Origin of the sequence: Nocardia takedensis NBRC 100417, assembly GCF_000308695.1 — a bacterium.
Lineage (GTDB): Bacteria > Actinomycetota > Actinomycetes > Mycobacteriales > Mycobacteriaceae > Nocardia > Nocardia takedensis.
On sequence record NZ_BAGG01000063.1, the window covers coordinates 1 to 19,796 of the forward strand.

General features: G+C 69.7%; 19 protein-coding genes. 9 read left to right on the top strand and 10 right to left on the bottom strand.

The window, feature by feature from the left end:
• On the top strand, positions 1–1,508 hold a 1,508-nt coding region (gene metE, locus ON30_RS13455), incomplete at its 5' end, for a 5-methyltetrahydropteroyltriglutamate--homocysteine S-methyltransferase (RefSeq protein ID WP_040707166.1).
• A gap of 75 nt (positions 1,509–1,583) precedes the next feature.
• Complete coding sequence (locus tag ON30_RS13460) at positions 1,584–2,561, top strand: methylenetetrahydrofolate reductase (RefSeq protein ID WP_085999329.1); 978 nt, start codon at positions 1,584–1,586, stop codon at positions 2,559–2,561.
• A 128-nt stretch (positions 2,562–2,689) separates the two neighbouring features.
• Here the strand turns inward: ON30_RS13460 and ON30_RS13465 are convergent, their stop codons facing one another.
• Genes ON30_RS13465 through ON30_RS13480 form a run of 4 tightly spaced genes read right to left on the bottom strand, consistent with a single transcriptional unit; the run spans position 2,690 to position 6,727 of the window.
• Positions 2,690–3,208 (bottom strand): flavin reductase family protein, encoded by a 519-nt coding sequence (locus ON30_RS13465; RefSeq protein WP_040707168.1) that lies wholly within the window; start codon positions 3,206–3,208, stop codon positions 2,690–2,692.
• Between the two features lie 7 nt (positions 3,209–3,215).
• Positions 3,216–4,151 (bottom strand): HpcH/HpaI aldolase/citrate lyase family protein, encoded by a 936-nt coding sequence (locus tag ON30_RS13470; protein WP_040707170.1) that lies wholly within the window; start codon positions 4,149–4,151, stop codon positions 3,216–3,218.
• Positions 4,152–4,178: 27 nt separating this feature from the next.
• On the bottom strand, positions 4,179–5,363 hold the full coding sequence (locus tag ON30_RS13475) for a CaiB/BaiF CoA transferase family protein (protein ID WP_040707191.1): 1,185 nt from the start codon (positions 5,361–5,363) through the stop codon (positions 4,179–4,181).
• 5 nt (positions 5,364–5,368) lie between these two features.
• On the bottom strand, positions 5,369–6,727 hold the full coding sequence (locus ON30_RS13480; protein ID WP_040707172.1) for an LLM class flavin-dependent oxidoreductase: 1,359 nt from the start codon (positions 6,725–6,727) through the stop codon (positions 5,369–5,371).
• Between the two features lie 68 nt (positions 6,728–6,795).
• Here ON30_RS13480 and ON30_RS13485 point away from each other — a divergent pair, with 68 nt between their 5' ends.
• Positions 6,796–7,449, top strand: coding sequence for a GntR family transcriptional regulator (locus ON30_RS13485; RefSeq protein WP_040707174.1), 654 nt, complete (start codon positions 6,796–6,798; stop codon positions 7,447–7,449).
• A 13-nt stretch (positions 7,450–7,462) separates the two neighbouring features.
• On the opposite strand, the gene ON30_RS13490 is transcribed toward ON30_RS13485, so the two are convergent.
• The 3 genes from ON30_RS13490 to ON30_RS13500 form a co-directional block, all read right to left on the bottom strand.
• On the bottom strand, positions 7,463–8,383 hold the full coding sequence (locus ON30_RS13490) for a DUF2797 domain-containing protein (RefSeq protein WP_040707198.1): 921 nt from the start codon (positions 8,381–8,383) through the stop codon (positions 7,463–7,465).
• A gap of 206 nt (positions 8,384–8,589) precedes the next feature.
• Complete coding sequence (locus tag ON30_RS13495; RefSeq protein WP_040707176.1) at positions 8,590–9,006, bottom strand: response regulator; 417 nt, start codon at positions 9,004–9,006, stop codon at positions 8,590–8,592.
• Complete coding sequence (locus ON30_RS13500) at positions 8,988–10,913, bottom strand: PP2C family protein-serine/threonine phosphatase (RefSeq protein WP_157183721.1); 1,926 nt, start codon at positions 10,911–10,913, stop codon at positions 8,988–8,990. Before ON30_RS13500 ends, ON30_RS13495 begins: the two co-directional genes overlap by 19 nt.
• Before the next feature lie 142 nt (positions 10,914–11,055).
• On the opposite strand from ON30_RS13500, the gene ON30_RS13505 reads away from it, so the two are divergent.
• Both ON30_RS13505 and ON30_RS13510 read left to right on the top strand, forming a co-directional pair.
• The gene (locus ON30_RS13505; RefSeq protein WP_218006259.1) at positions 11,056–13,338 is read left to right on the top strand and encodes an ATP-binding protein; all 2,283 of its coding nucleotides are present in this window, start codon (positions 11,056–11,058) and stop codon (positions 13,336–13,338) included.
• Positions 13,339–13,562: 224 nt separating this feature from the next.
• The gene (locus ON30_RS13510; RefSeq protein ID WP_040707179.1) at positions 13,563–14,138 is read left to right on the top strand and encodes a TerD family protein; all 576 of its coding nucleotides are present in this window, start codon (positions 13,563–13,565) and stop codon (positions 14,136–14,138) included.
• 64 nt (positions 14,139–14,202) lie between these two features.
• Here ON30_RS13510 and ON30_RS13515 read toward each other — a convergent pair whose 3' ends face one another.
• The gene (locus tag ON30_RS13515; RefSeq protein ID WP_040707182.1) at positions 14,203–14,916 is read right to left on the bottom strand and encodes a VTT domain-containing protein; all 714 of its coding nucleotides are present in this window, start codon (positions 14,914–14,916) and stop codon (positions 14,203–14,205) included.
• A gap of 243 nt (positions 14,917–15,159) precedes the next feature.
• On the opposite strand from ON30_RS13515, the gene ON30_RS13520 reads away from it, so the two are divergent.
• Together ON30_RS13520 and ON30_RS13525 are read left to right on the top strand one after the other, a co-directional pair.
• Complete coding sequence (locus tag ON30_RS13520) at positions 15,160–15,558, top strand: helix-turn-helix domain-containing protein (RefSeq protein WP_040707202.1); 399 nt, start codon at positions 15,160–15,162, stop codon at positions 15,556–15,558.
• Between the two features lie 132 nt (positions 15,559–15,690).
• Complete coding sequence (locus tag ON30_RS13525) at positions 15,691–17,145, top strand: S8 family serine peptidase (RefSeq protein ID WP_051029292.1); 1,455 nt, start codon at positions 15,691–15,693, stop codon at positions 17,143–17,145.
• Here ON30_RS13525 and ON30_RS41725 read toward each other — a convergent pair.
• Positions 17,088–17,564 (bottom strand): CBS domain-containing protein, encoded by a 477-nt coding sequence (locus ON30_RS41725; protein WP_083911377.1) that lies wholly within the window; start codon positions 17,562–17,564, stop codon positions 17,088–17,090. The genes ON30_RS13525 and ON30_RS41725 overlap by 58 nt on opposite strands.
• Positions 17,565–17,799: 235 nt before the next feature.
• Between ON30_RS41725 and ON30_RS13530 the strand changes: the two genes are divergently transcribed.
• On the top strand, positions 17,800–18,849 hold the full coding sequence (locus ON30_RS13530) for a TerC family protein (protein WP_083911378.1): 1,050 nt from the start codon (positions 17,800–17,802) through the stop codon (positions 18,847–18,849).
• A gap of 106 nt (positions 18,850–18,955) precedes the next feature.
• Positions 18,956–19,309 (top strand): helix-turn-helix transcriptional regulator, encoded by a 354-nt coding sequence (locus tag ON30_RS13535; protein ID WP_040707207.1) that lies wholly within the window; start codon positions 18,956–18,958, stop codon positions 19,307–19,309.
• 91 nt (positions 19,310–19,400) lie between these two features.
• On the opposite strand, the gene ON30_RS41055 is transcribed toward ON30_RS13535, so the two are convergent.
• On the bottom strand, positions 19,401–19,673 hold the full coding sequence (locus tag ON30_RS41055; RefSeq protein ID WP_063719874.1) for a hypothetical protein: 273 nt from the start codon (positions 19,671–19,673) through the stop codon (positions 19,401–19,403).
• Positions 19,674–19,796: the final 123 nt, after the last annotated feature.

Genomic DNA, 19,796 nt, shown 5'->3' on the forward strand with positions numbered 1-19,796 from the left:
CGGTGCTGGCGCAGACCAGTATCGAGGGCATCGCCGTCGACCTGGTCGCGGGCGGTGACGCGGATGTGGCGGCGGCGCGGTCCATCACCGACAAGCTGATCGTGGCCGGTGTCGTCGACGGCCACAACATCTGGCGGGTGGACCCCGACCACGCGCTGCCGCGACTGACCGGGCTGCGCGAGGCGGGCGTGACGGTCGCGGTGTCGAGTTCGTGCTCGTTGCTGCACGTCCCGTACAGCCTCGCGCCCGAAACCGATCTGGACGACCGACTGCGCACCTGGCTGGCCTTCGGCGAGGAGAAGATCGCCGAGATCCGCGTGCTGGCCACCGCACTCACCGACGGCGAGGACGCCGTCGCCGAAGCGCTCGCGACCGCGCGCGCCGCCGTCGCCGACCGCAACGCCGACCCGCGTCTGCGCGTCGAATCGGTGCGCGAGCGCCTGGCCGGCCTCGGCGCGGACGCCGCCCGGCGCACTCCGGCCGACGAGCGTCGCGTGGTGCAGCAGCAACGCCTGAACCTGCCGTTGCTGCCGACCACCACGATCGGCTCCTACCCGCAGACCAGCCGGATCCGGGTGGCCCGCGCGGAACTGCGTCGCGGCGAGATCGACCAGGCGGCCTACGACGAGCGGATGCGCGCCGAGATCGCCGAAGTCATCACGCTGCAAGAGGAGATCGGTCTGGACGTGCTGGTGCACGGCGAGCCCGAACGCAACGACATGGTGCAGTACTTCGCCGAACAACTCGACGGGTTCGCCGCCACGGTCAACGGCTGGGTGCAGTCCTACGGCACCCGCTGCGTGCGTCCGCCGATCGTCTACGGCGATGTGGTGCGTCCGGCGGTCATGACCGTCGAGTGGATCACCTACGCGCAGTCGCTGACCGCCAAGCCGGTCAAGGGCATGCTGACCGGTCCGGTCACCATTCTGGCGTGGTCGTTCATCCGCGACGATCAGCCGTTGGCCGACACCGCCCGCCAGATCGCGCTGGCGATCCGGGACGAGACGGTGGATCTGGAGGCGGCCGGGATCGGTGTCATCCAGGTGGACGAGCCCGCCCTGCGCGAACTGCTGCCGCTGCGCAAGGCCGACCAGGCCGCGTACCTGGAGTGGGCGGTCGAGGCGTTCCGGCTCTCGACCGCGGGCGTCGCCGACGCCACGCAGATCCACACCCACCTGTGCTATTCGGAGTTCGGTGAGGTCATCGGGGCGATCGCCGGCCTGGATGCCGACGTCACCTCGATCGAGGCGGCGCGCTCGCACATGGAGGTGCTCGACGACCTCAACGCGGCGGGCTTCGACCTGGGCGTGGGTCCGGGCGTCTACGACATCCACTCCCCGCGCGTGCCCGACGCCCAGGAGATCGAACGCTCGCTCGCGTTGGCGCTCAAAGCCGTTCCGGCCGAGCGCCTGTGGGTCAACCCGGACTGCGGTCTGAAGACCCGCCGCACCGAGGAAGTAGTCGCCTCGCTGCGCAATCTCGTCACCGCGGCCCGGGCGCTGCGCTGAAATGAATCCGGGGCGCCCGCCCGCGGGCGCCCCGGATATCCGCGCATCCCCTTCCACCCCGAGGTCGACATGCACATGTTTCCGCGCGCGGTGACCGGCCGTGCCACCCGAGTCCCGCTCCCGACGCGATCGGTGGTGCGGAATCTGCGCACCCACGCCACGGCGCGGGTGCCGTTCTCCGTGGAGTTCAACCCGCCGCGCGACGCCGACGGCGAAGCCCGATTGTGGCGCACCGTCCGGCAATTCGAACGCATGCATCCGGCGTTCGTGTCGATGACCTACGGCGCGGGCGGTTCCACCAAGGACCGCACGGCCCGCATCACCGGCCAGTTGGCCCAGCAGACCACCCTGCTACCGGTGGCGCACCTGACCGCGGTCGGCCACAGTCTCGCCGAATTGCGCGCCTTGGTCGGCTCCTACGCCGACTGCGGTATCCGCGACATCCTCGTGCTGCGCGGTGACCCGCCGGGCGATCCGCTCGGGGACTGGCGCAAACACCCGGCCGGTGTCACCTACGCCGAGGAACTGGTCTGGATCGTGCGCGACCTCGGCGACTTCAACGTCGGGGTGGCCTCCTTCCCACAAGGCCACCACCGCTCCGCGGACCTGCGCACCGACACCGCCCACTTGGCCGCGAAACTGCGTGCCGGAGCGGACTATTCGATCACCCAGATGTTCTTCGACGTCGAGCACTACCTGCGTCTGCGCGACCGTCTGGCCGCACACGACCCGGTCGAGGCGGCCAAGCCGATCATCCCCGAACTGATGCCCATCACCTCGCTGCGCACCGTGCGGCGCGCGGTGGAACTGTCCGGGCGGGAGTTGCCCGCGACAGTGCTGGATCGGCTGCACCTGGCCGCGGGTGACGGTCCGGAGGAGAATCACGCCGCGGTCCGGGCGGCGGGTATCGAAATCGCCACGGAGATGGCGCAACGTCTCATCGACGAGGGCGCGCCCTGTCTGCACTTCATCACCCTCAATTTCGCCAAGGCGACGACCGAGGTGCTGACCAACCTGGGCTACGGAGTCACCGCCGCGCCGAGTCTCCACTGACCCGCCACGCGGGCACGAGTCGCCGCGACGGTGACCGGTCGGCGGCATCGACTCGGCCGTGAATCCGGGCGGTGCGGAGATGCTGGGCCGGGAGTCGGCCGCCGGGCAGGCCGACGTGCCCGGCGGTGTCAGTGTTCGCCGTGCAGTCGGCGGAAACGACTGCCGTGGAACACCAGTGGCTCGGTCGCGGCGCTGACCGCGACCCGAGTCAGGTAGGCGAGGATGACGAGATGGTCGCCCGCGGGGACACTCGTCGACAATCTCGCCTCCAACCATGCGCCCGCGCCGCGGATCAGTAGCGCGCCGTCGGTGCCCGGGGCGACGGTGAGGTCGCGGAACCGATCGCCGTCCTTCGCGCCGAGCCCCCGGGCCGCGACCTGCTGCTGAGCGCCGAGCAGGCTCAACCCCACCCGTGCCGCGCGGCTCAGGTGCGGCCAGGTCCGCGAGGTGCGCTGCACGCAGAACGAGACGATCGGCGGGTCGAGGGAGACCGGCACGAACGTGCTCACCGCCATGCCGTGCGCCACGCCGTCGACCTCGGCGCAGACGGCGACGACACTGCTCGGGAAGGCGGCGAACGCCTGGCGCAGCGCGGGTGGTTCCGTCGAGAACTCGTGGAAGTCCGCCGCGAGAGTGGATTCGGTCATGGCACGGTCAACTCCCGACGGTGACGCCGTGGACGAGGGCGGGATCGATCGCCTCGGCGCGCGCCAGGGTCGCCGCGGCCATCTTGATGTGGGCGGCGTCGACCAGCACGCCGTCGACGCCGACCGCGCCACGCCCCTGTGCCTCGGCCTCGCGGTAGGCGGCGACATTGCGTCGGGCCATCGCGATCTCCTCGGCGGTGGGGGAGTAGACCGCATTCGCCACGGGGACCTGGGTGGGGTGAATCGCCCACTTGCCCGTGTAGCCGAGCAGGGAGGCGCGTCGGGCGTCGCGGCGGTAGCCCTCGAGGTTGCCGTAGTCGGGGAAGGGGGCGTCGATGGCGAGCACGCCCGCGATCCGCGCGGCGACAAGGGTCTTGTTGCGGGCGTAGTGCCAGAAATCGCCGGGATAGTCGCCGAGCGGATCGAAGTTGGTGTCCACGCGCGCGCCCTGGGACAGCGAGAAATCGCCGACGCCGAAGATCAGCGCGTCCACCCGGGGACTGGCCGCCGCGATCTCCTCGGCGTTGGCCAGTCCTTCGACCTCCTCGATCAGGACTTCGAGGCGGATCTGCCGGGTGAGACCGAGTTTGGCCTCGAGTTGGGTGAGCAGCAGGTCGACCCACCACACGTCGCGGGCGGTGCGCGCCTTGGGCACCACGATGGTGTGCAATTTCTCTCGCGCGCGGGTGACGACCTCGATGATGTCGTCGTGGCACCACTGTGTGTCGAGGCCGTTGACACGGATCGCGGGAACCGTGCGGCCCCAGTCCATCTCGGTCAGCGCGGTGATGGCCTTCTCTCGCGCGGACTCCTTGAGCGATTCGGGGGTGGCGTCCTCGAGATCGAGGAACACCAGGTCCGCGCCGCAGGACAGGGCCTTGGCGAACATGTGGTCGTTGCAGGCGGGCAGGGCGAGTTCGGAGCGCCGGATCAGCACGGTCATCGTCGTAGTCCTTCGTATCGGTGGTGGCTAGAGCACGCCGCGGTGGCCGAGATCGGCCACCTCGTCGGCGGTCAGGCCCAGGAGTTCGCCGTAGACCTCGGTGTTGTGCTCACCGAGGCGCGGCCCGAGATGGTCGACCCGGCCGCGCGTTCCGGAGAAGCGCGGGACGGGCGCCTGCACGGTCATCGCACCCAATTCGTCGTCGGCGACCGGGACGAAGACCTCGCGGTGTCGCAGTTGGTCGTCGCGCATCAGATCCTCGATGTCGTAGACCGGTGCCGCCGCGACCTGTTCGGCCTCGAACACCGACATGGCCTCGGCGAGGGTTTGTTTCGACACCCAGTCGGCGACCACGTCGTCCACTTCGCGGGCGCGGGCCAACCGTCGCTGCGGGTCGGCGAATTCGGCGTCGGTGACCAGGTCCTCGCGGCCGATCGCGCGGAACACCCGCAGCGCCAACGCGGGCGAACTGCCGGACATGGCCAGCCATCGGCCGTCGGCGGTGCGGTAGGTGTTGCGCGGCGCGGAGATGTCCCAGCGGTTGCCCGCCCGCCGGGCGACCGTGCCGAGTTGGTCATAGCTCAGCAAGGTCTGCTCGAGCAGGCGGCTCAGCGGGTCGACCAGGTTGATGTCGACGAGTTGGCCCGGACCGCCGTGCACGTCACGGTGATACAGCGCCATCAGCACCGCGTAGGCGGCGTTGAGCGAGGCGACCCCGTCGGCGAGCATGAACGGCGGCAGGGTCGGCGGGCCGTCGGCTTCCCCGGTGATGTGGGCGAATCCGCTCATCGCCTCACCTAGCGTGCCGAAGCCGGGCCGCTCGCTCTTGGGCCCCGTCAGCCCGAATCCGGTGATGTGCAGCATCACGATCCGGTCGTTGACCTCGCGCAGACTCGGATAGTCCAGTCCCCATCGGCGCAGCGTCTGCGGCCGGGTGTTGGTGACGACCACGTCGACCTTCTCCACCAATCGGCGCAGCAGTTTCTGCCCGTCGGGGCCGCGCATGTCCAGCGTGATCGCCTTCTTGTTGCGCGACACCGACTTCCACATCAGCCCCACGCCGTCGCGCTGCGCGCCCCAGGTCCGGATCGGGTCGCCGACACCCGGTTGTTCCACCTTGATCACCTCCGCGCCGAACTCGCCGAGGTAGGTCGCGGCCAGCGGCGCTGCGGCCAGGGTGGCCAGGTCGAGGACCCGCACGCCCGCCAGCATGGTCGTCACGCGGGACTCCCGGCGTGCGCGGGTCGGGCGAGGCCGAGATGCTCGCGCAATGTCGTGCCCTCGTACGCCTTGCGGAACAGGCCGCCGCGTTGCAGATGCGGGACCACCATGCGGGTGATGTCCTCGAACGAACCCGGCATGTGCGTCGCGGCGAGGACGAAACCGTCACAGGCGTCGGCGTGGAACCACTCGGCCATCTGCTCGGCGACCTGCGCGCCCGTGCCGACGAAACGCGGACCCTGCAACAGCGTCGCGCGATGGCCCGCCAGATCACGCACGGTCACCGTGCCGCCCAGGTGGGCGCGCAGATTCTGCACCAGACCCCGGATGCCGGACACCGAGGCGATCAAGTCGTCGGTGACGGGGTCGTCGAGATCGTGCCGCGCGAAGTCGTAGTTCATCAACTCCGAGAGCAACGTCAGCGAGGCCATCGGATGCACCAGATCCTCGAGCAGCATCGCCTCGCGTTCTTTGGCGTGCTGTTCGGTTTCGCCGACCACCGCGTAGGCCATCGGACAGATCCGCACCGCGGCCGGATCGCGGCCCGCGTCGGCGATGCGGGTCTTCTGGTCGGCGTAGTGGGCGCGCGCCACCTCCAGGCCGGGATCCCCGGTGAAGATCAATTCCGCCCAGCGCGAGGCGAATTCGCGGCCGCGTCCCGAGGAGCCCGCTTGGATGATGACCGGACGCCCCTGCGGCGTTCGCGGGACGGTGAGCGGTCCGCGCGCGGAGAAGAAGCGCCCGACGTGGTTGAGTTCGCGCACTTTGTCGGGATCGGCGAACACCCCGGCCGAACGATCGTGCACGATCGCGTCCGCGTCCCAGGTGTCCCACAGCCCGCTGACCACGTCGAGGAATTCGTCGGCGCGGTCGTAGCGCTCGTCGTGACCGAGATGGGCGTCCACGCCGAAGTTCTGGGCCTCGCTGTCGTTGACCGAGGTCACCACGTTCCAGGCCGCGCGGCCGCCGGAGAGGTGGTCGAGGGTGGCGAAGGTCCGGGCCACGTGGAAGGGCGCGTAGTAGGTCGTGGAGTAGGTCGCGCCCAGCCCGATCCGCGAGGTCGTCTGCGCCAACACGCCCAGGACCACGCCGAGGTCGAGTTTGACCGGTCGCGCGCCGTAGCGCACCGCCTCGGCCACCGTGCCCGCGTAGATGCCGGGCATGGCGAGTCGGTCGTCGAAGAACATCAGGTCGAAGCAGCCCTGCTCGAGTTGCCGTCCGACCTTCGCGTAATAGGACGCGTCGAGATAGCCGTGCTCGGTGGCCGGATGCCGCCACGAACCCGAGTAGACCGAGGTGTTGCCCGCCTGCATGAACGCGACCAACGTCATCCGGTCGCCGTGTCTCGTTGCCATGTTTTGGAATCTAACATCTGATATATCAGATTTCAAACCTGGTATCGTCGCGCTGCTACACTGCGGCGATGGCAACACGCGCGGTCGACATCGGCGGAACGGTCCGTGAGCGGGCCGCCCGCGAACTACGCGACCGCATCCTCACCGGCGCCCTGCCCGCGGGTGCGCGCATCGACCTCGACGCCATCACCGAGGAATTCGCCACCAGTCGCACCCCCGTGCGAGAAGCGTTACTGGAGTTGTCCTTCGAGGGACTGGTCCGGGTCGCGCCACGCAGCGGCATCACCGTCATCGGCATCAGCCCCGCCGACATCATGGACAGCTTCACCATCCTCGGTGTGCTCACCGGACAAGCCGCCTCCTGGGCCGCCGAACGCGCCACCCCCGACGAACTCGACACTCTGCGCGAACTCGCCGCCGAAGTCGCCTCCCGATCCGGCGATGACGCCATCGCCGAAGCCAACTGGCACTTCCATCAGGAAATCCACCGCGCCTCGCACTCCCCGCGCCTGCTCACCCAGATCCGGCAAGCCGCCCGCGTGGTCCCGTCGAACTTCCTTCGCCTGTTCCCCGAACGCGAACAACACTCCCTCGAGGACCACAACCGCCTCCTCGACGCCCTCACGGCCCGCGACGCGCCCAACGCCCGCGACATCGCCGAACATCACGTCCTCGAGGCGGGCCGCTCGCTCACCGAATGGCTGCGGAGAAACACCGACTGACGGCGCGGACTGCTCAGAACAGGCCGAGTTGGGTGGAGATCGCCGGGGACCGTACCGGTCCCGGAATCACTCGTCGCCCCTTCAGCATTCCGAGATCGGCGACGAACGGATCGTCCTCGTCGTTCACCCGGACCAACGCCGCCGAACCGACCATGGCCACCACCGTCAGGCGATGATCGCCCGCGGTGAGGGGGTGCGGGTATTCGTCGATCGCGTCGCGCCCCTCGGTCAGACCGCGGTGTTCGGCGGGTGGTATCCACGGCTCGAGCGGCAGGACCGCCTCCGTCGCGCGCAACAGGTCGCTCGCCTCCCGAACCGCCTGCGCGTGGGCCTGCTCGATCTCCGACGCCGGTCGCGGGCGGGTCAACGCCGTCAGTTTCGCGCGGCGGCGTTTGGTCTGGACGATGCCGGAGGAGTCGGAGACCATATCTTCGTAGACGCGGGCGGTTGTCCCGGACTCCGCCCACGCGAGATAAGTGGCGCGCACCGCACCCTGTTCGTCGAGGCGGGCGCGCTTGCGCGGATGCGCGGCCGTCCCGACTTTGCTGGACGCGTCGGCGAAGGTGGCGATATACACCCAATGCGGTTGCGCGACATAGTCACTCAAACCGTCGGGTACGAAACCGCCGCGATGCGCGTGATGGATGTGGCGGAACTCGTCCGCGGTCGCGCATTCCGCGCACTGCCCGCCCGTCACCGCGAGTCGACCGGCGGCGCAATGCCGGGGACCGCCGCCTCCCGGCCGACCGAACACGAAATGCCCGGTGCAGTAACTGCCCTCGGGCGACACCGTGAACGCCAACTCCGCGCCCATCAGCGCGACCGTGGACCACACCGGCTCACCGATCCCGAGCAGGTCCAGGTGCGGACTCCCGCCCGTCCACGACACCGACCGCACCAGGTACTCCACGCCATCGCCCCAAGACGCCCGCATCACCCGTTCCCCTCGGCCACCGAACCTGTTCGTGCGCAACCGGAAGCGGCGCACACGACTCGCCCCGCCGCGATCCGAACATCTGATCGAACCATCACCGTCCACACTATCGTTCCGGACCGACACTTCCGGACCGGCTCGAATACGGAGTGGAACGCGCCGCGCCGTGCGGCCGGATGTGGTGCGGCGGGATCGGCGAGGCGACGCTAGTCGGGGGCGGTGATCCAGTAGTCGATGGCGCCTTGCAGCACGGTGCGGAACAGTGCGAAGTCGACGGGTTTGTAGATGTAGCTGTCCGCGCCCGCGGCATAACAGCGGTCGATGTCGGCGGCGGTGGTGGAGGAAGTGAAGACGACGATGCGCAGGTCGGCGGTGGCCGGGTCGGTGCGCAGGCGTTCGAGGAGTTGGTAGCCGTGCACACCGGGCATGTTGAGGTCGAGCAGCACCAGCGCGGGTGGTTGCTCGGCGGCGCGCAGATGCGGCAGGGCGGTGGTGGCGTCGTCGAGGAATTCCAGACGCAGGTGCGGGTGGGACTGGTGCAGGGCGCGGGCGATGGCTTCGCGGTCCTCTTCGCTGTCCTCGATGACCAGGACGCGGGCAGCGGTCAGGTCAGTTCCGTCCATACCGTGTCTCCGTTCGGGAAGCCGTGCTCATCGGTGTCGAGTTCGACGCGGGTCCAGTCGGCCGCGCCGCGCACGCGCAGTCGCGCCCGGCGCACACCCGTCTCGCGATAGGCGCGCAGGCGGCCGATCAGCGCCGGGGCCGAGACCGGGTCCTCCCCGCGTACTCGGGTCAGGGTCTCGCGCAGTACGGGTTCGATGTCCTCGACGGGCAGCGTTTCGTCCAACACGGTCGGCCCGGTGTGGCGGAAGATCAGGACGGCGGTGTCGTCGTCCACGCGGAAGCGGTCCGCGCCGGTGGTGAGGATCTCGGCGAGGTCCGGCAGCGGATGTTCGCGCAGGCGGGTCAGGATATCGGGCAGTTCGTCCTCGAAGAAGCGGCCGTTCTCGTCGCGGGCCTCGGTGAGTCCGTCGGTGTAGAGCAGCAGATGTTCACCCAGACGCAGATCGGTGACCGCGGGACGCAGGTGCAGTTCCGGGCGGACGCCGACGAGCATGCCCGAGCAGTCGGCCTCGACCACCGTGCCGTCGCGGCGCACGATCAGCGGCGGCGGATGACCGGCGCTGTAGAGGTGCACGGGCAGAACACCCTCCTGTGCCGCGCCGATCTCGGCGACGGCCAGCGTCAGGAACCGGGTGGTGTCGTTGGCGAGCATCTTGGCGTTGAGCGCGCCGATCGCGCGTTCCACCGAATGCCCCTCGGCCAGTAGCGTTTCCAAGGTGTGGCGGGCCAACCCGGTGAGCGCGGCGGCTTCCGCGCCGCGCCCGCAGATGTCGCCGATCAGCGCGCTCATGGTGCCGCTCGGGCGGGGGAGCAGTCCGTAGAAATCGCCGCCGACGTCGAGGCTGTGCTCGGCGACGCGGTAGGCGCTGGTGACCTCGACCCCGGGAACGGGCGGCAGCGCGGCGGGCAGCAGATGTCGCTGCAACGAGACGACGTGGCTGAGCTGTTGCGCGTAGAGGGCCGCGTTGTCGATGGCCGAGGCGGCGCGCCCGGCGAGATTGCGCAGGAAGCCGGGGTCGGCGCGGCGGGTGGAGCCCGCCCGGTGGAACAGGGTGAGCAAGCCGACGTCGCGACCGCGGGCCCGCAGCACCGCCACGGCCATGGTGTCGAGATTGGCGTCGGCGGGCAGTCCGGACTCGCGCGGACTGTCGTCGTCGGGACGTTCGCGATGCGGTTCCACGAGCGGGGCGCCGGCCCAGCGGCGGTGGTCCAGATGCTCGGCCAGGGTCGACTCGCGGCGCGCGTCGACGTGGGCGACCGCGACCGGAACCATGCGTCCGGCGCGGTCGACGTGCACGGCCGCGCCGTCGGCCAGGGCGGGCACCATCATCCTGACCACCGCGCGCAGCGTGTCCTCGATGTCGAGCGAGGAGCCCATCCGCAGCGACGCCTCGGACAGGATCGCGTCCTCGACCAGTCGGTCGGCTCGGCGGCGGCGGTCCAGGGCGGTGCGTTCGGCCGCGGCGAGGATGTCGCGGACCTGGGCCAGGCGTTCGGCGGTGTCGGCCTCCGCGACCTCGACCGCCACGCCGAGCACACCCGGTTCTCCCGTGGCCGAGCGGTGCGCGGCGAGCAGCACCTGCTTCCCGCCGGCCTCGGACACCGCCCGCGCCAACACGGGCGGCAACGCGGCGCTCGCGATCTCGACGATCCGCGCCGGCCGTTCGGTGAAGCGGACCTCGTGGCATCGCGCGAACGATTCGGCCAGTTCCGGCGCGGATCGCACGCCCCCGCCGTCGGCCCACAGCGCCGCCGAACCGGCGCGGGCGAGGAAGCTCGCACCGACCTCGGGCAGGTCGGCCAGACCGGTGAGCGCGCGTTCGGCGATATCGCCCGCGGCGTCCTCGGCGGACACCGCGCTCCACCAGCCGTGCAGAAGGTCCTGCCAGGGTGGGGGCGCTGCCAACTGTCGTGCTCCGCTCGTTCAGGGGACCGGGTGTGTCCGAGCCCTACTGTAGGGTCCGGGTACGACAACTGGACGCGCGCCCTACAAGCGAGCACGACCGCTGCGATGACAGCGATGGGCACAACCGTGAAGGCGGCCGATGGTGACCGAGGACTGTGATCCCGCGCGTCTGCGCGAACAGCGGGCCGAAGAAGTCGTCGGCCCGGCCTTCGATCTGTCGGAATGCCTGAACGAGCCGATCCACCGTCTCGGCGGCATCCAGTCCTACGGCGTCCTGCTCGCCGCGGACGCCGACGGCGTGATCGTGATCGGCAGTTCCAACTGCGATCGGGTGCTCGGCGTCGAGGTCGACCAGGTGCTCGGGGCGCGCTGGGAGACGGTGCTGGGCGCGGATGCGGTCGCCGACATCCTGGCGAGTCTGGACGCGCCCACCGGGCAGCGCGCGCTGTTGGCGGTGACGCTGCCCGAGAGCGGCGCGCGCTTCGACGTCACCGTCTACCGGTCCGAGTGCTACGTCATCTGTGAACTCGAACCCGCGGTGCCGCAGCGGCCGTTCGTGTTCTCCTCCTTCTATCCCACGGTCCGCACCAAACTCACGCAGTTGCAGCAGTACGGGCGCGGGGTGGTCGAGGTGTGCGAGGCCGCGGTGACCGAGATCAGGGAGCTGACCGGTTACGACCGCGTGGTCGCCTACCGCTTCGAGGGGCGCGACGGGCCGGGCGAGGTGATCGCCGAATCGGTGGCCTCGGAACTGGAACCGTGGCTGGGGCTGTGGTTCCCGGCCACCGACATTCCCCCGCAGGCCCGCAGGCTCTACGAACGCAACTGGATCCGGGGCATCGCCGACGTCGAGGACGACACGGCGGCGCTGGTGTCGCTGTCCTCGGCGGGGCGACCGGTCGAGCTGGACCTGTCGGATTCGCCGCTGCGCACGGTGTCCGGCTTCCACCTCGAATACCTGCGCAACATCCAGGTCGGGTCGTCGATGTCGGTGTCGCTGCTGCGCGACGGCAGACTGTGGGGGTTGATCGCCTGCCACGGGATCGAACCGCTGCGGCTGAGTCCCGAACTGCGGGCGGCCTGCGAACTGTTCGGGGTCGTGCTGTCGCTGCAATTGGCCGGCCTCCAGGACGCCGAGACTTCGCGAGCACGGCAGGAAGCGCGCGGGGCGCTCTCGGATCTGGTGCTGGCCCTCGACGGTGAGGTCACCGATTCGATTCTCGGCAACGGGGATCTGCTGACCCGCCTGGTCAACGCCGATGTCGTCGCCGTGCGCGCGAGCGCGGTGAACACGGTGGTCGCGGGCGAGTCGACCCCGCTGGTGGACGCGGCGGTGACGGCGATCGCCGCGCATCTGCCGCCGATCGCGCCCGGTCAGGTGTGGAGCAGCGAGTGCCTCGGCGAGCACCACGACGACTTGGCAGCGTTCGCCCCGCAGGTGACGGGCGCGCTGGTGCTCGTCCTCGACGGCGGCGGCGATCTGATCATGTGGCTGCGCCCCGAGCGGCACATCGCCCGCACCTGGGCGGCCGACCCCGCGCAACCGGTGCGCCTGGGTCCGCGCGGTCAACGGCTCACCCCGCGCGGTTCCTCGGCGGTGTATCAGGCGACGATCCGCGGGTGCGGTGCGCCGTGGACGGAATCCGACGCGGCCGTCGCCGAGGAGTACGGGCACGCGGTGTCGACGGTGGTGTTGCGGCACACCGCGCGACTGGCCGCGCTCAACGCCGAACTGCGCCGGGCCAACCACGATCTGGACACCTTCGCCCACGCCGCCGCGCACGAACTGAAGGAACCGCTGCGCGGAATCTCCAACGCGGCCACCTTCATCACCGAGGATGCCGCGCCCACCCTGGACCAACTGACGGTGCGCCGCCTGGGCACCATCCGTTCGCTGGCCCAGCGCATGGACGAACTGATCAACTCGCTGCTGCACTTCGCGCAACTGGGTCAGGCCGAACTGCGCCGCGAGGAGGTGGATCTGCGCGCGGCCACCGAGCGCGCGTTGCAGATCGCGGGGGAGCGACTGGCCGAACGCGACGTCGTGGTCGAATTGCCCGCGGCGGGTTCGGTGGTCGACGCCGATCCCGATCGGCTCCAGGAGATTCTGATCAACCTTCTGGTCAACGCCGCGAAGTACGCGCGGGAGGAACAGCCGCGCACGGTGACCGTCGGGGCTCGACCGGCCGGCGCGGTCACCGAGATCTTCGTGCGCGACAACGGCATCGGCATTCCCGAGTCCGATCACGGCGAGGTCGTGCGGCTGTTCCGGCGGCTGCACGCGCGCGGGGCTCACGGCGGCGGACACGGTGCGGGCTTGGCGATCGTTGAGCGCATCGTGCAACGGCACGAAGGCCGGCTGCGCATCGAATCCAGCCCGGGGGCGGGCACGACGATCGCCTTCACCCTCGAACCCGACGCCTGAGATCTCCGGTTCCGCTGTGCGCGGACACGACCCGGCAAACCATCCAGTGCCACGTGATAGTGTGCGGTGCGTTCGACGGGTGTGTTAACACTCCGAGGTGTCGAGACGTTGACTCGTGTGGGGCAACGAATCTCGCGGACGCGGTGTTCCCGAACGAATACGGTGGACACGGCGGCGCGCCCGTTCGGGGCCGCCGCGACGACGATCGACAGGAGATGGTTGGTATGGGTGTGAGTCTGTCCAAGGGCGGCAACGTGTCGCTGACGAAGGCGGCCCCCGGGTTGACGGCGGTGGCGGTCGGATTGGGCTGGGATGTGCGCACCACCACGGGAACCGATTTCGATCTCGACGCCAGCGCCATCGGCCTGGGCGGCGACAAGAAGGTGGCCTCCAACGGGCACTTCGTGTTCTTCAACAACCTGAAGTCGCCCGACGGCGCGATCGAGCACATCGGCGACAACCGCACCGGTGAGGGCGAGGGCGACGACGAGGTCATCAACGTCGACCTGGCCAACACCCCGGCCAACGTCGAATCGATCGTGTTCCCGGTCTCGATCTACGACGCGGCTTCGCGCAACCAGAGCTTCGGCCAGGTGCGCAACTCCTACATCCGGGTCGTCGACCGCGCCAACGGCACCGAACTGGCGCGCTACGACCTCACCGAGGACGCCTCCACCGAGACCGCGATGGTCTTCGGTGAGCTGTACCGCAACGGCGCGGAGTGGAAGTTCCGCGCGATCGGCCAGGGCTACGCCTCCGGCCTCGAGGGCATCGCCCGCGATTTCGGCGTCGCGCTCTGATCCGGTTCCAACAGCAGAAGCCCTGCTCGCGAATCGTTCGCGAGCAGGGCTTTTCGGTCAGGTGTCAGTGCTGCGATTCGGTGACCGGTTCGTCGGCGGAATTCCGGGTGCGCTTGGCGGCGCGACCGCGCTTGACCACCTCCACCACGATCGGCAGCACCGAGACCGCCACGATCAGCAGGAAGATCAGGTCGATGTTGTCGCGCACCACCGCGATCTGCCCGAGCAGATAGCCCAGGTAGGTCAGGCCCGCGCCCCACAGCACGCCGCCGATGACGTTGTAGGTCACGAACACCCGGTACCGCATCCCGGCCGCGCCCGCCACCACCGGCGCGAAGGTCCGCACGATCGGCACGAACCGCGCCAGCACGATGGTGATCGGACCGTGCTTCTCGAAGAAGGCGTGCGATTCATCGATGTAGGACTTCTTGAAGAAGCGGGCGTCGTCGCTCTTGAACAGTGCCGTCCCGCCGCGCGCGCCGATGAGGTAGCCGACCTGATCGCCGGCGATGGCCGCGATCGGAATGAGGATCAGCAGCACCTGGATCGGCGCGAACGGCGCGATGTCCGCGGATTTCGACGCCGCGATCAGGCCCGCCGTGAACAGCAGTGAATCGCCGGGGAGCAGCGGGAACAGCAGGCCGGACTCGATGAACACCACCGCGAGCAGGCCGACCAGCATCCAGGTGCCGAAGGAGTTGAGCAGGTTCACCGGGTCCAGGAATCCCGGCAGCAGGGCCAGATTCGCGGTGGACGAGGCCACGGTGGAGAAGGTCATACGCCGCGACCGCCGATCCGTGCCCGCCTGGTTCCGGCGTCGGGTGTCATCCCCGCGACGTCGGGTGGGGTGTGGTCGATGCCCACGTGCTGCTCTCCTTCATCCGGCTGTGCGCCACACAGTAACACGCTGCACTGTATGGTTGATCGGTCCCGCGTGGCTGGAAGCCGCCGGTGCGGGACGGTATCGTGGGTCGGTCTCGTCGCCGGTCCACGGCGGGATATTCGCGGACGGGAGGTGCTGATGACGGAGAACCTGGTCAGGATCGGGGAACTCGCCACCCGCGCCGAAGTCAGCTCCCGGACCATCGACTACTACACCAGTCTCGGCTTGCTCGTCCCCGCCGAACGCACCGCGGGCAACTACCGCCTCTACGATCCCGCCGACGTCGACCGCATCCAGCTCATCCAACGTCTCGAGGCGCAAGGCATCTCGCTCGAGGAGATCGCGACCGCGCTGAACTCGCGTCCCGAGGACCTCGGCGATCTGCTCGCCCGCATCGACACCGACCTGAAATCCCTGCAAACCGCCATCGGTGTCGCGCCCGGCGAGATCAACGGCCTGCTCAGCATCATCGCGGCGCGGGTGCACTCGCTGATCACCGTCGCACTCCAGATCCCACCCAATCTGCCGATGCTCTGACCGCTCCGCGGCGCCGCCGGTCCGCGTTCCCCGCGTCGGGTCCCGAGTTGTGATGGCACATCCGATGATTCGGGCCGATCACGTCCCGGATTCCGGTGGCACGGGCCGCGCGCAGCGGGTTCACTGGTCATCATGGCCCCGACCGATCAACGCCGCAGCGCTACCCCCTCCGCCGCGCGGACCACGCGCGCGCCCGCGGAACTGATCGTGGTGACCCACGGGGACGACGCACCCGCCGCGCACCGGGCGATCCGCGACAGTCTCGCGGCCGAGGCCCGGGTCAGCGGCGCGTTGCCGCCCGGCGCACGGTTGACCCGCGTCTTCGGCCCCGCGGAACGGGTCGCGCGCCGGCTCGTCGACACCGCGGCCCACCCGGAGGCCGCGCGATACCTGACCTACTTCACCGTGCGTGACGCGGGCGGCGACCTCGCCGCCGTGGCGCGACGGTTGCGCGCGGTGGACGTGGTCGACGCCGCCTACGTGAAACCGCCCACCGAACTGCCGCTCGCGCCCGGCGCGGTCGCGGGCAGGACATTGGATCCCGCGCCACCGACCACCCCGAACTTCGCGGCGCACCAGGGCTATCTGGACGCCGCGCCCCACGGTGTGGGCGCGCGGTGGGCGTGGACGCGACCCGGCGGCCGCGGCCTCGGCATCCGCGTGATCGATGTCGAGGGCGCGTGGCGCTTCACCCACGAAGACCTCACCGGCAACCAAGGCGGCGTCATCGGCGGCGACCCGTCCACCGACGCGGGGTGGCGCAACCACGGCACGGCTGTCGCCGGGGCCATCAGCGGTGACGTCAACGACCTCGGCATCACCGGTATCGCGCCCGACGCGGCCATCCGCGCGGTGTCGATCTTCGGCGGCGGATCCGCGATCGCCGTGCGCACCGCCGCCGACGCCCTCGGCCCCGGCGATGTCATCCTGCTCGAACTGCACCGCCCCGGCCCGCGCCACGGCTTCGTCAACCGGCCCGATCAGGCCGGCTACATCGCCGTCGAATGGTGGCCCGACGACCTGGCCGCCATCCGCTACGCCACCGCCCGCGGCATCATCGTGGTCGAAGCGGCGGGCAACGGCGCGGAAAGCCTGGACGATCCGATCTACGACACCCGTCCCGCCGACTTCCCCGCCGACTGGCGCAACCCCTTCCGCGCGGGCGAGGATTCCGGCGCGATCATCGTCGGTGCCGGCGCGCCACCGGAAGGCACGCACGGACGCGACCACGGACCGGCGCGCTCGCGGATGGCCTTCTCCAACCACGGCACACGGATCGACGCCCAGGGCTGGGGGCAGGAGGTCACCACCACCGGTTACGGCGATCTGCAAGGCGGCGGCGACGAGGACTACTGGTACACCGACGTGTTCAGCGGCACCTCGAGCGCGTCACCGATCGTGGTCGGCGCGATAGCGTGCGCCCAGGGCATCGCCGCACAGGAAACGGGTGCGCGAGGACCCGCCGCGGTGCGGGCCGCGCTGCGCGACACCGGATCACCGCAGACCGCCGCACCGGAACGGCCCGTCGATCAACGCATCGGCGCCCTGCCCGACATCGAAGCCCTGGCGCGGCGTCTGGCGACCTGATCCCGCTCGCGTTCGGTAATGGAAACCGGTGCGCGACGATACTTCCCGGGCAGCGAGGCGATACCGGGCCATCCCGCGCCGCCGGGATCTCGGCCGAGGCGCGCCTGACCGATGCCGCGAACAAGGGCGCTGCGGGTGCGCGACACCCTGTTCTGATTCAGCGTGGCCCGGATCGCGACCCGGGTGGTGGTTGGGGGGACGGTGTGGTGGTGATGTGGTGGATGCGCGGGCCGTGGGGGGCGAGTCGGGTGAGGTGTCGGGCGGTGTCGGTGGTGAGCTGCCCGGCTCGGGGGCTGGTCACGGTCGAGGACCGGCAGCGCGGCGAACCCCCGCTGCGCCAGTGTCACCGCCGCCACCCGCACCGGGGTGTCCTCGGACACCGTCACCACCGGACGAACCATCACCTCGTACACATGCATCTACCTCGGCCTCCTCGGAAACGGACGTCGACGGAACCATCGACACAAGAACCATAACTAGCGAAAAATATTTCGTCAATCACAGATCGCTTCAATCTTCTCGCGAAGCTTGAAATACGAAACATATTTCGCAAATTATGGGTGGGGAAGCGGAACGCCCCGCTTCGCCGCGCAGGTCCCACCAGGACGCGCGGCCGGTCCCGAAACAGTCTTGGAAACCCGGAGGTTGCTGCTCATGTCGGTTCCGTTGTGGATGTGGCCGGCAGTGCTGGGCATCATCCTGGTGATGCTGGCGCTGGACTTGTTCGCCCACCGCAGAGCCCACGTGGGGGGTGTGCGCGAGGCCGCGGCCTGGTCGGGGGTCTGGGTCGCGCTGGCCGTCGCGTTCGGCGCGGGCATCTGGTGGTGGTGGGGTCCGGAGTTCGCCGCGCAGTACTTCGCCGGCTACGTCATCGAGAAGTCCCTGGCGGTGGACAACGTGTTCGTCTTCGCCGTCATCTTCGGCTACTTCGCCGTGCCGCGCGAATACCAGCACCGGGTGCTGTTCTACGGCGTGCTCGGCGCCCTGGTCTTCCGCGGGGTGTTCATCGCCGCGGGCTCGATCCTGATCGCGAGCTTCGCCTGGATCCTGTACGTGTTCGGCGCGTTCCTCGTGGCCACCGGCATCAAGATGGCCCGTCACAGCGACGAGACCATCGACCCCGACAAATCCCCGGTCCTGCGCGGGTTCCGGCGCCTGGTCCCGATGACCGAGGGCTACCGCGGCCAGAAGTTCTGGGTCAAGGAGGGCGGGCGCTGGCTGGCCACGCCGCTGCTGGCGGTGCTGGTGCTGGTCGAGACCACCGACATCGTCTTCGCCGTGGACTCCATCCCCGCCATCTTCGCCGTCACCAGCGAACCGTTCCTGGTCTTCACCTCCAACGCCTTCGCCATCCTCGGCCTGCGCGCGATGTACTTCCTGCTCGCCGACCTGATGCACCGCTTCATCTACCTCAAACTCGGCCTCGCCGTGGTCCTGGTCTGGGTCGGTGTCAAGATGCTGCTGCTCGAGATCTACAAGATCCCCACCACCGTCTCCCTGGCCGTGGTCATCGCCATCCTCGCCGTCGCCGTGACCGCCAGCTGGCGGCGCACCCGCACCCCCGGCACCACGCCCGGCGACCCCACCGACACCGGGACCGCGCACCGGCCCGAACCGATCGGCGCCCCCGCCCACGGCAAGACCCTGATCGACCCCGCCCTGCTCACCCCCACCCCCACCGATACCGGCGACCGGAACCCCTGAACCAGCCCCACGACCGTCAGCTGCGCCCGGCCCCGCGCCGCGCAGCTGACGGCACCCCCTGACCCGCCCGACCCCCGACACCGGAAGGTGGATACCGGAAATGACGATGGTCTATCGTGCCCGTATGGGCACCCGCGACACCCCCCGGACCACCGAGACCACCAAGCCTGCCGCGGGGCCGGCCACGACCGCGCGGGGCTGGACGTTCCTGACCAACCACGCCCACGTGCTGCTGTGCCTGTCCCGCAACGGCGACCTCACCATGCGCGAACTCGCCCAGGCCATCGGCATCACCGAACGCGCCGTCCAAGCCACCATCGCCGACCTCGTCGCCGACGGCTACCTCACCACCATCAAGAACGGCCGCCGCAACACCTACACCATCCACGGCCACGGCCGATTGCGTCACCCGCTGGAATCCCACCACACCATCGACGAACTCATCACCGCCCTACGCTGAACCCCACCGGGCAGTGGGCCCGGCCCGTAGGATCGGCCGAATTCGGGTAGAAATGACCTGACCCCCGGTAGAGAACGGGTCTGGATGCTGGTCAGGTCGGGAGTTGCCGGTCGAGGCGGTCGCGGTAGATCCGGTAGGCCTTGCGGTCGGCGGCCGCGGCGCTGTGGGCGAGGCGGTCGGCGGCGGCCAGCAGCGCCTGGTGGACATGTGGTGGTGCGGTGACGTGCAGGCTGTAGCCCTGGCCTCGCCGTATCTCCCGGCCGTCGCGCAGGGCGTGACGCTCTGCCTCGCCGAGGGCAACGGTGCGGTCGGTGAGGTGGTGGGCGATCTTGCCCGGCATCTCGATTCGGAGCGCGAGGTTCATCGATATCGGCGGGTGCGGGTTGTTCGGGGCGTCCGGGCAATAGGTCGGCCAGAGCGGTGCGGATCGCGACCCGGCTCACCTGGTGTCGGCGGGCCAGGGCGGCGATGCTCGCGCCGTCGCGGT